Source organism: Streptomyces sp. NBC_01089 (assembly GCF_045162975.1).
Lineage (GTDB): Bacteria > Actinomycetota > Actinomycetes > Streptomycetales > Streptomycetaceae > Streptomyces.
The window spans coordinates 1,440,991-1,454,449 of record NZ_CP108660.1; the positions used below are offsets into that span (position 1 = coordinate 1,440,991).

The window sequence follows — 13,459 nt, forward strand, 5'->3', positions numbered from 1 at the left end:
CGTCCCGCGCTGCCCCGGCCCCCGGCCGGCGCCCCTCAGGACGTCAGCCGCTGCTCCCTCCGGACGTCAGCCGCCCTTCTAGACGTCAATCGCGCCGTACAGGTTCCGCAGCTCCACCTTTCTGACCTTGCCGCTGACCGTCATGGGGAAGGCGTCCAGGATCCGCAGCCCGCGCGGGATCTTGTAATGGGCCAGCCGGTCGCGGCAGAACTCCCGGATCCCGTCCAGCGTCGGCGGATCGGCCGGATCCCGCGGGATGACACAGGCCAGCACCTCTTCGCCGTACCGCTCGTCCGGTACGCCGATCACCTGGACATCGGCGATCTTGGGATGGCCGTAGAGGAACTCCTCGATCTCGCGCGGATAGACGTTCTCGCCACCCCGGATGATCATGTCCTTGATCCGGCCGACGATCTGTACGTATCCGTCCTCCCGGATGACGGCCAGATCCCCGGTGTGCATCCAGCGGCCCGCGTCGATCACCTCGGCGGTCTTCTCCGGCTCCTCCCAGTAGCCGAGCATCACGCTGTAGCCCCGGGTGCACAGCTCACCCGGCTCACCGCGCTCCACCGTGACCCCGGTCGCCGGGTCGACGACCTTCACCTCCAGATGCGGCAGCACCCGGCCCGCCGTCCCGGTCCTGCGGCCCAGATCGTCGTCGCGGCGGGTCTGGGTGGACACCGGCGAGGTCTCGGTCATCCCGTAGCAGATCGACACCTCCGCCATGTGCATCTCGGAGACGACCCGCTTCATCACCTCCGCGGGACAGGGCGAGCCCGCCATGATCCCGGTACGCAGCGAACTCAGGTCGTACACAGCGAAGTCCGGGTGGTTCAGCTCCGCGATGAACATCGTGGGCACCCCGTAGAGCGAGGTGCAGCGCTCCTGCTCGACCGCCCGCAGAGTGGCCTCCGGGTCGAAGGAGGGCGCCGGGATGACGATGCACGCGCCGTGCGAGGTGGCCGCCAGGTTCCCCATCACCATGCCGAAGCAGTGGTAGAAGGGCACCGGCAGACAGATCCGGTCCTGCTCCGTATAGCCCACCAACTCCCCCACGAAGAAACCGTTGTTGAGGATGTTGTGATGGGAGAGCGTGGCACCCTTCGGGAATCCGGTGGTGCCCGATGTGTACTGGACGTTGATCGGGTCGTCGCAGGACAGCAGCGCCTCGTCGAGCGCCACCGGCCGTGCGGCCGCCACCAGTTCGTCCCAGGACGGGTCACCGATGTAGTGGACGGACCGCAGCCGTGGACAGTTGCCGCGCACGTCGCCGACCAGCGCCCGGTAGTCGGTGCTCTTGTGCCCGGCCGATGCGATCAGCAGCGAGATCCCGGCCTGGCGCAGCACGAACTCCAGCTCGTGCGCCCGGTACGCCGGGTTGATGTTGACCATGATCGCGCCGATCCGCGCGGTGGCGTACTGGACGAGCACCCACTCCGGGCAGTTGACCGCCCAGATCCCCACCCGGTCGCCGGTGCGGACCCCGCTGCCGATGAGCCCCCGGGCCAGCTCGTCCACCGCGGCGCCGAACTCCGCGTAGGTCCAGCGCCGCCCGGACGGCACGTCGACGAGCGCCTCGCGGGCGGGGAACGCGGCGACCATCCGGTCCAGGTTCGCGCCGATCGTGTCGCCGAGCAGCGGTGTCGTCCCGGTGCCATGTGCGTAGGAGAGAGTCATCGCAGCTCCCCCTCGTCGTACTCGGCGGTGGAGCCCTCCGCGGTCGCCCGGCGCAGCTCGATCCTGCGGATCTTCCCGGAGACCGTCTTGGGCAGCTCGGCGAACTCGATCCGCCGGATCCGCTTGTACGGTGCGAGCACCGTACGCGAGTGCTCGAAGAGCACCTTCGCCACGTCCGGGCCCGGCTCCCAGCCCTCAGCCAGGACCACGTACGCCTTCGGCACGGCGAGCCGCAGCGGGTCGGGGGCCGGCACGACCGCGGCCTCCGCCACCGCCTCGTGCTCCAGGAGCGCGCTCTCCAGCTCGAACGGCGAGATCTTGTAGTCGGACGCCTTGAAGACGTCGTCGGAGCGGCCGATGTAGGTGATGTAGCCGTCCGCGTCACGCGAGCCGATGTCGCCGGTGCGGTAGTAGCCGCCCGCCATCGCCTCGGCGGTGCGCTCCGGGTCGCCGTGGTACCCCGTCATCAGGCCGACGGGCCGGGCGGAGAGGTCCAGGCAGATCTCGCCCTCGTCGACCCCCGGCTCGCCGGTGACCGGGTCGAGCAGTTCGACCTTGTACCCGGGCGTCGGGCGGCCCATGGAGCCCGACTTGAGGAGCTGGCCCGGGCTGTTGGCCACCTGCACGGCTGTCTCCGTCTGCCCGAAGCCGTCCCGGATCGTGGTGCCCCAGGCGCGCCGTACGGTCTCGATGACCTCGGGGTTCAGCGGCTCGCCTGCCGCCGCGACCTCGCGCGGCGGGGTCCGCAGCCTGCTGAGGTCGGCCTGGATCAGCATCCGCCAGACGGTCGGCGGCGCGCAGAAGGACGTCACGCCCGCCCGGTCCATCTCGGCCATCAGCCGGGCCGGGTCGAAGCGTGTGTAGTTGTGGATGAAGACGGTCGCCTCGGCGTTCCACGGGGCGAACAGGTTCGACCAGGCGTGCTTGGCCCATCCGGGTGAGGAGATGTTGAGGTGGACGTCGCCGGGGCGCAGCCCGATCCAGTACATCGTCGCCAGATGGCCGACCGGGTACGAGGTGTGGGTGTGCTCCACCAGCTTGGGCCTGGCCGTCGTCCCCGAGGTGAAGTACAGCATCAGCGGGTCGTCCGCGCCGGTGGCCCCGTCGGGCTCGAAGTCGGCGGACGCGGCCGCGGCGTCCCCGTACGAGAGCCAGCCTTCGGGGGTGTCGGGGCCGACCGCGATCCGGGTGTAATCGCCTGCCACCTCGGCGAACTTGGCGGTGTCCTCGGTCCGTACGAGCACATGCCGGGCGCCGCCGCGGTCGACCCGGTCACGCAGATCCGCCGGTCCGAGCAGCGGAGTTGCCGGGATGACGACGGCCCTGAGCTTCATCGCGGCCAGTGCCGTCTCCCACAGCTCCTGCTGGTTGCCGAGCACGACCAGGATGCGGTCGCCGGCCCGGACGCCCTGCGCACGGAGCCAGTTGGCGGCCCGGTCGGACAGCACGGCCATCTCGTCGAACGAGACCTCGGACTCGGTGCCGTCCTCCTCGACGATGCGCAGCGCGGTGCGCGCGTTGCCCCGGGCGATGGTGTCGAACCAGTCGAGCGCCCAGTTGAAATGCTCGGGGCGCGGCCAGCTGAAACCGTCGTAGGCCGTGCGGTACTCCTCGCGGTGGCGGAGCAGGAAGTCCCGTGCGGCCCGGAACTCCTCCGTCGCGTTGTTCGACACCATGTGTCCTCCTCATTGCGGGACTGCTGCCCAGCATCGTGTAATCAGTGGCCCGGGTCCCACCACCCCCGAACGGGGGCGAAGGCGTGTCCCGGTGGAGGAGCGCCGGAGCCCCTGGCCCGGCGGAGAGGAGCGGCGGCGTGCCGGAGCCGGTCGAAGCGGTGGACATGCGGGCGGCGCTGCTGCGGATGCGCCGGGCCACCGGGCTGCCGGTCGCGTTCGGCGGCCTGCTGACCGGGGCCGGGCAGCTGCGCATCGCGGAGCTGAGCGGTACGGCGACACCGGCGCTGCGCGGCCTCGCGGTATCGGCGGGCAACGGCCTCGGCGGAAAGTCGATAGCGCTGTCCCGGCCGTGTGCGGTGACCGACTACCGCTCGTCGCTCCACATCAGCCATGAGTACGACACGGCGGTGGGCGCGGAAGGGCTGCACGCGGTGCTCGCGGTGCCGGTGGTGGTGCGGCGGAAGGTGCGCGGTGTGCTGTACGGGGCGGTACGCGAACGGCTGTCGTTCGGCGACCGGACGTACAACGCGGCGGTCGAGGCGGCCCGGGACGTCGAGCAGTCGCTGGCGGTGCGCGACGAGGTGCAACAGCGGCTCGCGGCGGCGCGCGAGCCGGTGGCCGGGCCCGGCGCGTGGGAGCAGGTGCGCGAGGCGCACGGCGAACTGCGCGCGCTGGCCCCGCGCATCGCGGACCGGGAGCTGCGCGACGAACTGCTCGCCGTCTGCGCCCGGCTGGCCGGTGGCGGCGGCGCCCCGACGCGCGAGCGGCCTGCCGCGCTGGCGCCGCGCGAGGTGGACGTGCTGGCCTGGGTGGCCACCGGCGCGACGAACGCGGCAACCGGCGCCCGGCTGGGGCTGAAGCCGGAGACCGTGAAGGGCTATCTGCGCTCCGCGATGCGCAAACTGGGGGCGCACACCCGGCTGGAGGCCGTCGTTGCGGCCCGGCGGGCGGGTCTGCTGCCGTAACATCCCGGCCGAAGCCATGAGAAAAGCCTCAGGAGGAAACCCCCAGGGGAAGGCCCCTTGGAGGGCACGCGGACACAGGGGGGCGCCCCCGGGGCGTCCGTCCCACTTACTGCGAGTCAACGCATTCATACACTTACGGAGCATGCATGACGTACTCATCCGCCGGGCAGCTCGTCGTCGGGCCGGCGGCCGAGGAGGACTGGCCCGTCATCAGCGGGTGGGCGCACGACGAGGGCTGGAACCCGGGGATCAGCGACGGGCGGAGCTTCTTCGCCCAGGACCCGGAGGGGTTCTTCCTCGGACGCCTCGACGGGGAGCCGGTCTCCGCGGTCTCGGTCGTCAACTACGGTGCGCGCTACGCGTTTCTCGGCTGCTATCTGGTCCGCCCCGATCTGCGGGGCCGCGGCCACGGACTGGCCACCTGGCAGGCGGCGCAGGCCCACGCGGGGACCCGCACCATCGGTCTTGACGGGGTGGTAGCCCAGCAGGACAACTACCGCAAGTCCGGGTTCACGCTCGCCCACACCACCTTCCGCCACACCGGCGTCCTGCCGCCCCGCAGCCCGGCGGGCGTACGGCAGATCAGGCCGGGCGACCACGAGGCCATCGCCGCGTACGACAGCGCCTGCTATCCGGCGGACCGCCCGACCTTCCTGAAGCACTGGCTGACCACGGAGGGGCACCGGGCGTTCGTACGCTTCGACGACGGGCAGCTGACCGGGTACGCGGTGGTCCGCCCGGCCGCGGGCGACGTTCTGCGTATCGGGCCGCTGTTCGCCAACTCGCCCGCCGACGCGGCCGCGCTGTACGGGGCGATCGCCGAGGAGACCGGTACGGCGCAGGTCGCGGTGGACGTCCCCGAGTCCAATCCGGCCGCTGTCGCGCTGGCGAGGGCGCTGAAGCTCACGCCCTCCTTCGAGACGGCCCGCATGTACACGGGCCCGATCCGACCGGTCGCCGACCAGTGTGTGTACGGCATCACGACACTGGAACTCGGCTAGGGCCTGTCCGGTCGGCCGGCAGGCAGCCGGCCGCGGCGGCACCCGGTGCTGGGTGCCGCCGCGGACGGCTACCTGTCGGCGGTGAGCCGGCCGCCACCCGGCTCATACGCCGGGGACACCGAATCCGATGTCGTGGTCATCGGCCCCCGTCATACCGGCGAGCAGCCGCCCGGCCTCGCCCGCAAGGGCGGCCCGGTCCGCGCGGGTGGGCCGGGCGAGCGGCTCGATGCGGAGCACAGCCGTGGTGCCGTGCTCCTTCAACCGCCGGCTACCGGCGAGGAATCCGTCGAGCAGGAAGCTGCCGAAGGCTTGGTTGCCCGCACCGTTGCGCCCCCGGTACTCGGCCGGGATGACACGCGTACGGTCCGCGTGGGCGAGCAGCAGATTGTTGAACTCGGGCAGAAAGCGCGGTGGTGCGGGGGTGTCCTCGTCCGGCCGGGGCGCGGCGGAGCAGAAGCTGGCGTTCCCGGGTGGCGCGGTTGAGTGCGCGGGTGCTGATGGCACGGGTGGTGATCGGGGCCATGCGGGCACGCTACCCGGGCCCCTCCCGGGTCAGGCGGGGAAGCGGATATCGGATGAGGTCCAGCCCCGGTACGGCTGAAGCGCTTCCTCTGCCAGCGCCTTCCCGATGACCTTCGCGCTCACCAGATTGTTCACCGCGTCCTGGATGGACTTGGTGATGGGGGTCGGCGTTCCACCCGCCATGATGCCCGGGTCGAAGTGCTCCTGGATGGTGGAGTTGTCCTTGGAGTGGCCCGCTCGCAGGTTCCGGCCATTGTTCGAGGCCGCGACGACGAGTTCGTGGAAGCCGGCGCCCTGCGTGGCGAACTGGGTGAACCGGGCCATGATGCCGCCGACCGAGGTGGAGGGGGCACACGCGGTGAAGAACTGCCTCATTGCGGTGTCGATCTCCAGCACCTGCAAGGCCGCTGCCCCGGCGGCCCGTCTGCTCCCGGCAGCCTCCTCGATGATGTGCCCGATGTAGTGATCCGACAGCCTGTGGTTTCGCGAGATGGCGACGGACGAGGTGCCATGGGTGCTGCCGGTGCGCTTGCCCTGCTCCCAGTTGGCGGCGAGATCGACGTCGAACTTGTTCTTGCCCTTGAGTTCGTCGCCGCGCTTCTCCGCCCGTGGCGACGACGGGCGTTCGGGACCAACATCCTGATAGCTGATCATCTCGTCGGTCGCCGCGTTGGAGATTCCCGGGCGGGCGTAGCCCTGCATCGCCGTTCCCTTCGGCCACCGCTGCACGGCGTACCCGGCGGCGGGACCGGTCGCCGCCCGCTGGACGGCTTGGCCGCGGCCCGCGCCGTGTGCATGCCGTTCCTGTGCGATCATGCGGGTCGCCGCCGCGTTGCCGATGCTCCGCTGTAGCGCCCGCATCGCCTCCGGACTGTGCGTCCCGACGGTCACGGCGGCTATACCGGAGTGGCGCTTGACCGCGGTTTTCCGCTGCGTCTCTTCCGGCTTCCGGTCCTGTGCGTGCATCACATTCTCCTTCTGCTGAGTGCTCAGCTTCCCTCTGCACAAGCGCGCGGTACAAGCCTCCGTCATCGAACGGGCGCAACAGACCGGAAACGGGGTTGAAGCGACGAACGCCTGGTCGGCGTTGCCCTGTGTCATGGTCCGCCCGACCACGCCGCGGGCAGCACCTCGTCGACCGGCCCGCGGATCGCACAGCGGCCGCCGTCGAACAGCGCGGCCTCATCGGCGATCGCCCGCACCGCGGGCACGTCGTGGCTGATGAACAGCAGGGCCGTTCCGGCCGGGGCGAGCAAACCGGGCAGCGCGTCGATGACCTGCTGCCGGGAAGCGGTGTCCAGCGCCGCTGTCACCTCGTCGCATATCAGCAGCGCCGGTCGCGCGGTCAGCGCACGTACCAGCGCACACCGCTGGAGCTGGCCACCGGACAGGCGGCCCGGGGTCCGGTGCAGCAGCGTCTCGTCAAGTCCCAGCAGCCGGGCGGCCTCCAGCGCCCCGGCCGTCGCCTCCGCTTCCGGCAGACCGCGCAACAGCCTTGCGGTGTCGGCGAGTTGCGGCAGGACCTGACGGTGATCCTCGAAGGAGCCGGCGCTGCTCTGGTGCACGTACTGGACGACGCGCCGCTGTGCGGCCGACCGCCGGTCGACACGGCCCGGGAGCGGTCGGCCGTCGTACCGCACTTCTCCCCGGGACGGAGTGGTCAGTCCGGCCAGCACCCGGGCGAAGGTCGTCTTGCCCGCGCCTGACGGACCCAGCAGCGCGGTCCTGCTGCCGGGCGGGAACGCCATCGACACCGGCCCGGCGAGCGGATCGCCGGACCGGCGGCGCACGACGATCCCCGTGGCGGCCACCCCGGCGCGGTCCCCCGCGGTGGTGGCTGCCGGGCCGGGATCCGGCACTGCGCCTGCGACCCCGCCCGCGCCCGCGCCCGCGCCGACGGGGAACTCCGCGGCGAGCAGGGCCCGGGTGGCCCGATGGCCGGAGCCGGCGGAACCTGGCCCGGGGTCACCGGGGCCAGGGCCGGGGTCACCGGGGGCGGGGCCGGGAACACCGGGGCCAGGGCCGGGGCCAAGGCCACCCGCGCCACCCGCGCCACCCGCGCCACCCGCGCCACCCGCGCCACCCGCGCCACCCGCGCCACCCGCGCCACCCGCGCCACCCGCGCCGAGGATGTCCGCCGTCGGCCCGTCGTCCACCGCTCTGCCGTGCTCCAGCACGATGACCCTGTCGGCCGTCTCCCGCACCAGCCGCAGGTCATGGCTGAGCAGCAGCACCCCCGCGCCGCCGTCCGCGAGCCCCCGTACCGTACGGCCCAGCGCCTGGGCGAGCGCCGGGTCCAGGCCGCTCGTCGGCTCGTCGAGCACCAGCAGCCGCGCCCCCGTCACCAGGGCGGAGGCGAGTGCCAGACGTTGCTGCTGGCCGCCGGAGAGCTGGTGCGGAAAGCGGCGGTGGACGGCCTCCCACTCCAGGCCGGCGTCGGTCAGCGCCCGGCGCGCGGCGGGCTTCCGCGCGGCGCGCCCCGGGTGGCCGAGCGCGGCCAGCTCCGTCAGCGCGCCGCCGGACCGGCGGACCGGGTCCAGCACCGTCTCCGGATGCTGGGGCAGATGCGCGGCCCGGCCTGCACGGGCCGCGGAACGCCGGGACGGCTCCAGGAGCAGCAGGTCCGTGCCGCCCAACAGCACCTGTCCGGCCAGCCGTACGCCGCCCCGGGAGCTGCCGAGCGCCGCCAGGCCGAGCGTGGTCTTGCCGCTTCCGGAAGGCCCGACGACGGCGGTGACGGTCCCCGGCGGCACGGTCAGTGCGACCCGGTCGAGCAGCGGCCGGTCCGTCCCGTCGGCATACGCGGAGACCTCCGGGATGTCCAGCAGCGGCACAAGCCGCGCAGACCGCTCAGGGCCCACAGGCCCCACAAGCCGTGCGGGCCGCGCAGGCCCCACAGGCCGCTCAGACCGCTCAGGGACAGAACCCTTCATCGGGGCTTCCTCCTCCGTGCCAGCGCACGGTCCACGAGCAGGTTGCCCCCGACACACAGCGCCGTCAGCAGTCCGGCGGGCACCAGCACCGCCGCGGGCTGGGTGAACAGGGCGTCGCTGTTCCGCTCGATGAGCACCGCCCAGTCCGGCGAGGCCGCGGGCAGCCCCAGGCCGAGGAAGTTGGCGGATGCCAGCAGGTACAGCACCACGGAGAATCTGCCGCCCGCGTCGGTGGCCAGCGGGGCGGCCAACTCCCGTGCCAGGTGCCGGAGGTGGATGTACGCCCAGCCGCGCCCCTGCATCCGAAGCGCCTCGACGACCGTACGGGCGCCCGGCGCCAGAGCGGCTCCGCGTACCAGCCGTGCCACGGCCGGGACTTGGAGCACCCCGGCGACCGTCACCAGCCAGTACCACTCGCGGTGCCCCGTCGCGGCCAGCGTCATCAGCACCAGCAGCCCGGGGAAGGCGAGCAGCAGGTCGAGGCCGCGCATCACCGTCTCGTCGATGCCGCGTCGCGGGCCCGCGGCCAGCAGCCCCAGCGGCACCCCGGCGGCCATGCCGATCAGCAACGCGCCCAGGGCGCTGCCCAGTACGGAGGCGCCGCCGTGCAGGACGAGCCACAGGACGTCGCGGCCCAGTACGTCCGTACCGAGCGGGTGCCCGCCGCCGGGCGGCTGCGACGGCAGCGCGCCCTCCGCCGACGGCGCGGTCCCGGCCGCCCACGGCCCCAGCAGGGCCACGAGCACCGGCACGCCGAGCAGCACCGGAGCGGCCCACGGCCGACGGGGCCGACGAGGCCGAGCACTGCGCACGGCATCGGCGCAGCCATCCGCATCGGCCGTCCCCCACTCCCCCAATGCCTCCCGCTCTCCCCGCGTCCCCCGCTCCTCCGCCGTCACGCGGTCACCTCGCGGTGCGGGGCCAGCCGGTGCGCGGCCAGGTCGCCGATGAGGTTCACCGCGACCGCCGTACCGGCGAACAGCAGCGCGTACGTCTGTACTTGGGGCAGGTCGCGGTTCTGCACCGCATCGACGAAACCGTTCCCGAGGCCCCGGAAGCCGAAGACCGCCTCCACCAGTACGGTGCCGCCCAGCAGCCCCTCCACACAGCGCGCGAACTGCTGCGCGGCGGGCCCCAGGGCGCCGGGCAGCACATGCCGCAGCACCACCGTCCGTTCCGGCATCCCCAGCAGCCGCAGATGCGCGGCGACCGCACTGTGCCGCCCCGCCGCCACACCGGCACGGATCTGCCGCGCCAGGTCACACAGATGCCGGGCCGTCAGTACGGTGACGGGCAGGACCAGCACGGCCGGCTGGGCCAGCAGCGCCGCCGTGTCCATGCCGACAGCGGTGGCGGGCAGCAGCCCGGCCGTCAGTGACACCGAAGCCACCAGCAGCAGCCCGAGCACGAACTCCGGTACGGCGTGCAGCAGAACGGCCGCCGTGTTCAGCGTCCGGTCGACGCGGCTGCCCTCCCGCAGCCCCGACACCGTGCCGAGGAGCGGCGCGAGGACGGTGACCAGGACCAGCGCGGGGACGCCGAGGAGCAGCGTCACGCCGATACGGCGGCCGATGTCGTCGCCGACCGGCAGCCCGGTCGTCAGGGAGTTCCCGAGGTCGCCGGTGAGCAGGTGGCCGAGCCAGTGGCCGAAGCGGGACCAGGCCGGCTGGTCGAGTCCCAGCCGGCTCCGCAGCGACGCCACCTGCTCGGGCGTGCCGAGTTCACCGCGGAGCACGTCGGCCGTGTCACCGGGCAGCAGCGAACCGACCGCGAACACGGCGACCAGCACCATCAGGCACTGCACGACCGCCAGCAGTGAGCGCCGCAGGACATAGGCGCGCACGTCAGCCGAGGCGGACCCGGTCGAACCGGGCCCAGTCGTGCGAGTTGGGAGGTGCGGCACGCAGCCCCCGGACCGAGGGGCCGATCGCGTCGTTGGCGTCCGAGAACGCCCATACCAGCAGCCCGGACTCGTCCCGGGCGATCTTCTGGGCGCGCGCGAGCAACGCCAGCCGGTTCCGCTCGTCGCGGGTGGTGCGGGCGTGTTCGAGCAGCGTGTCGAACTTCTTCGACGCGTACTGCGTCTGGTTGCGGGCCGCCCCGCCGCGTACCCGCTGCTGGAGGAAGTCGGACACCGGCAGCGTGGACGTGGTGTTGAAGGCGGCGACGCCCTGCGTCCTGATCTCGCTGAAATATGTACTGGAGGCACGGGTGTTGGCGGTCAGCCTCAGCCCCACCTCACGCAGCTGGCGTGCCATCAGGTCCGCTGCCGTCTCCCAGGTGGCGTCGACGGAGCTGGTCTCCACGGTGATGTGCAGCCCCTCCGCGCCGGCCTCCTTCACCAGCCTCCGCGCCTCGCCGACGTCCCGTTCGCGGGGCTGGAGACCTTGCGGGTAGCCGCGCAGGCCCAGCCCGAACAGGTCGTTCCCCACCTCACCGTGCCCGGCCAGCGCGACCCGGACCAGCGCGGCCCGGTCGATCCCGAGCTGTACGGCCCGTACCAGCCGGGGGTCGTCGAAGGGCTTCCGGCCTATTCGCAGCAGCAGTTGCTGGGCGGTGGCCCGTTCGGCGGTCAGCACCCGCGTCGAGCCCTCCTTCTTCAGCCGGTCCACGGAGGCTCCGGCCATGTCGGATGCGTAGTGGACCTGCCCGGACAGCAGCGCGTTGAGCCGGGCCGACTCCTCGTTCGCGGGGACGATCTCCAGCTCGGCGATGTGCGGGGCGCCGTCCCAGTGGCCGGTCCAGCGCCGGTAGCGTGCGGTGCCGCCGGGTGTGAAGGAGACATAGGTGAAGGGGCCGGAGCCGACGGGCTTGCGGAAGTCCTTCGTACCGTCGGGGATGATCTCGGTGCCGGGGCCTGCGAAGACGGTGGGGAACTCGAAGTTCGGCGCCTTCAGGGCGAAGACGACGGACCGTTCGCCGTCGGCCCTGGTGGTGTGGAAGTCGATGGCCGACAGCAGCACCTGCGAGGGGGAGCCGGTGGCGGGGTCGGCGGCGCGGCGGTAGCTGTAGAGGACGTCCTTCGCCGTGACCGGTTTCCCGTCGTGGAACTCCGCCTTGCGCAGACGTATCCGCCACCGGGTGCCGGACGCGTCGCTCTCCCAGGACTCCGCGAGCCGCTCACGGACGGACATGTCGTCCGCGTAGGTGCCGAGGGTGTCGTACAGGGCCTTGGCGCGGGCCTGGTCGACGAAGTTCGGGGCGACGTGCGGGTCGAGGGTCTCCTGCGAGCCGCCGGCCGTGAACGCGGCGCGGAACCGGTCGCTCCCCCCGCCGTCCTTCGCGTCCGCACCACAGCCGGCGAGCAGCCCGGAGGACGCGGCAAGGGCCAGGGCGCCTCCGGCGGCCAGCACACTACGTCTGCCGGGGCTCGGCGGGCCGGCCGGCGCGGGCCGGTTGCCGGGTTCGGGCCGGTATCGCGGCTCCGTCCGGGCATGGGTCGTCACAGTCGATCCTCTCCGGGGTTTCCTCGCCCCTGCTGTCGGACCGGCGACGGGTCAGTCTCCTGGCTCCCGGATCATCGCTCCCCTCCGCCTTCCCGTCCGCGCCTGCGGACAGTGACGTACAGGAGGGTCGCTTCCCGGTCACAGTGGCGGGACCGCGCCGGACTCGCACCGGCTTCCTGATCCCCGTCGCCTCGTGCGCTCATTGTGTCGCACGGGCCGGCGGGGGCCGTAACCCGGCTCACGCGGACACCCTGGAACCCCCTGGAACCCATTCGAAATTAGGTTAGCCTACCCTTAACAAAGTGATTCCGGGGTGGTGTACGCCCACCAGGGCGCGCACCAGCCCCGCCCCCTCATCGGCTGGAGTGATACATGGCTGCCGGATCCACCACCGCACGCCCCGTCCAAGCGGCGTTCCGCGTCTTTCCCGTCCAGGTGGAACGAGCCGTCCGGCTCACCCCGCAGATGGCCAGGATCACCTTCACGGGCCCCACGCTCTCCGGTTTCCGGACCGGCAACCGCGACCAGCGCGGCAAGATCCTGTTCCCGGCCCCCGGCCTGACCGAGCCCCTCCTGCCCGAAGGCGCGGCCGAGAGCGGGTGGTACGCGGCCTGGCGGACGATGCCACCGGAGACCCGGCCCGTCCTGCGCACCTACACCTTCCGCGCGCAGCGCACCGATCCCGACGAGGTCGACATCGACTTCGCACTGCACGGCGACGGCGGCCCCGCCGGCCGCTGGGCCGCCGCGGCCCGTCCCGGGGACCGCGTCCTCCTCGTCGGCCCGGCCCGCGAGGACGCGGGCGGCGTCAACTTCCAGCCACCGCCCGGTACGCGGTCCATCGTGCTGGCAGGCGACGAAACAGCCCTTCCCGCCATGGCCTCGATCGCCGAAGGGCTCCCGCCGGGGCTGCCGGTCCAGATCTTCGCCGAGGTGGCCGGCCCGGCCGAGGAGCAGCCGCTCCCCGCAACCGCGCAGGTCACCTGGGTGCACCGCGGCCATGGCCCCTCCCCCCTGCTGGACGCCGTCCGGGGCGCCGTTCTGCCCGACGCGGCGCCCTACTTCTGGCTGGCCGGAGAAGCGTCCGCCATCAAGGAGTTGCGGCGCCACCTGGTGCGGGAGCGGGGTGTCGACCGCGGTTCGGTGTGCTTCCAGGGGTACTGGCGGCGCGGGCTGACCGAGGACCAGGACGACAGCACCGCACCCCCCTCCCCGTCGGACCCCGTGGACGACTGAGCG

11 protein-coding genes and 1 riboswitch are annotated in these 13,459 nt (G+C 72.6%); of the genes, 3 read left to right on the forward strand and 8 right to left on the reverse strand.

Annotated features, from left to right (window positions below; all coding sequences use genetic code 11):
* Window positions 1–78 precede the first annotated feature (78 nt).
* Both OG510_RS06415 and OG510_RS06420 read right to left on the reverse strand, forming a co-directional pair.
* Window positions 79–1,677, reverse strand: coding sequence for an AMP-binding protein (locus tag OG510_RS06415; protein WP_406135788.1), 1,599 nt, complete (start codon window positions 1,675–1,677; stop codon window positions 79–81).
* Window positions 1,674–3,353: an AMP-binding protein gene (locus tag OG510_RS06420; RefSeq protein WP_406135790.1), complete on the reverse strand. Its 1,680-nt coding sequence runs from the start codon at window positions 3,351–3,353 to the stop codon at window positions 1,674–1,676. The genes OG510_RS06415 and OG510_RS06420 overlap by 4 nt, the downstream gene beginning before the upstream one ends.
* A 137-nt stretch (window positions 3,354–3,490) precedes the next feature.
* Between OG510_RS06420 and OG510_RS06425 the strand changes: the two genes are divergently transcribed.
* Together OG510_RS06425 and OG510_RS06430 are read left to right on the forward strand one after the other, a co-directional pair.
* Window positions 3,491–4,318 (forward strand): LuxR C-terminal-related transcriptional regulator, encoded by an 828-nt coding sequence (locus tag OG510_RS06425; RefSeq protein ID WP_406135792.1) that lies wholly within the window; start codon window positions 3,491–3,493, stop codon window positions 4,316–4,318.
* A 146-nt stretch (window positions 4,319–4,464) separates the two neighbouring features.
* The gene (locus OG510_RS06430; protein ID WP_164267821.1) at window positions 4,465–5,319 is read left to right on the forward strand and encodes a GNAT family N-acetyltransferase; all 855 of its coding nucleotides are present in this window, start codon (window positions 4,465–4,467) and stop codon (window positions 5,317–5,319) included.
* A 102-nt stretch (window positions 5,320–5,421) separates the two neighbouring features.
* On the opposite strand, the gene OG510_RS06435 is transcribed toward OG510_RS06430, so the two are convergent.
* The 6 genes from OG510_RS06435 to OG510_RS06460 form a co-directional block, all read right to left on the reverse strand.
* Window positions 5,422–5,823, reverse strand: a complete 402-nt coding sequence (locus tag OG510_RS06435) for a DNA glycosylase AlkZ-like family protein (protein WP_406135793.1) — start codon at window positions 5,821–5,823, stop codon at window positions 5,422–5,424.
* Window positions 5,824–5,871: 48 nt separating this feature from the next.
* Window positions 5,872–6,957 carry a hypothetical protein gene (locus OG510_RS06440; protein WP_406135794.1) on the reverse strand — a complete coding sequence of 362 codons (1,086 nt, stop codon included), beginning with the start codon at window positions 6,955–6,957 and terminating at the stop codon, window positions 5,872–5,874.
* Window positions 6,939–8,675 carry an ABC transporter ATP-binding protein gene (locus OG510_RS06445; protein WP_406135795.1) on the reverse strand — a complete coding sequence of 579 codons (1,737 nt, stop codon included), beginning with the start codon at window positions 8,673–8,675 and terminating at the stop codon, window positions 6,939–6,941. Before OG510_RS06445 ends, OG510_RS06440 begins: the two co-directional genes overlap by 19 nt.
* Window positions 8,676–8,770: 95 nt before the next feature.
* Complete coding sequence (locus OG510_RS06450; RefSeq protein ID WP_406135797.1) at window positions 8,771–9,526, reverse strand: ABC transporter permease; 756 nt, start codon at window positions 9,524–9,526, stop codon at window positions 8,771–8,773.
* A gap of 143 nt (window positions 9,527–9,669) precedes the next feature.
* The gene (locus OG510_RS06455) at window positions 9,670–10,617 is read right to left on the reverse strand and encodes an ABC transporter permease (RefSeq protein WP_406135798.1); all 948 of its coding nucleotides are present in this window, start codon (window positions 10,615–10,617) and stop codon (window positions 9,670–9,672) included.
* 1 nt (window position 10,618) lies between these two features.
* Window positions 10,619–12,220: an ABC transporter substrate-binding protein gene (locus OG510_RS06460; RefSeq protein ID WP_406135800.1), complete on the reverse strand. Its 1,602-nt coding sequence runs from the start codon at window positions 12,218–12,220 to the stop codon at window positions 10,619–10,621.
* Between the two features lie 52 nt (window positions 12,221–12,272).
* Window positions 12,273–12,401: riboswitch (cobalamin riboswitch) on the reverse strand.
* A gap of 191 nt (window positions 12,402–12,592) precedes the next feature.
* Here OG510_RS06460 and OG510_RS06465 point away from each other — a divergent pair.
* Entirely contained in the window at window positions 12,593–13,456 is an 864-nt protein-coding gene (locus OG510_RS06465) for a siderophore-interacting protein (protein ID WP_406135801.1), read from the forward strand.
* Window positions 13,457–13,459 lie beyond the last annotated feature (3 nt).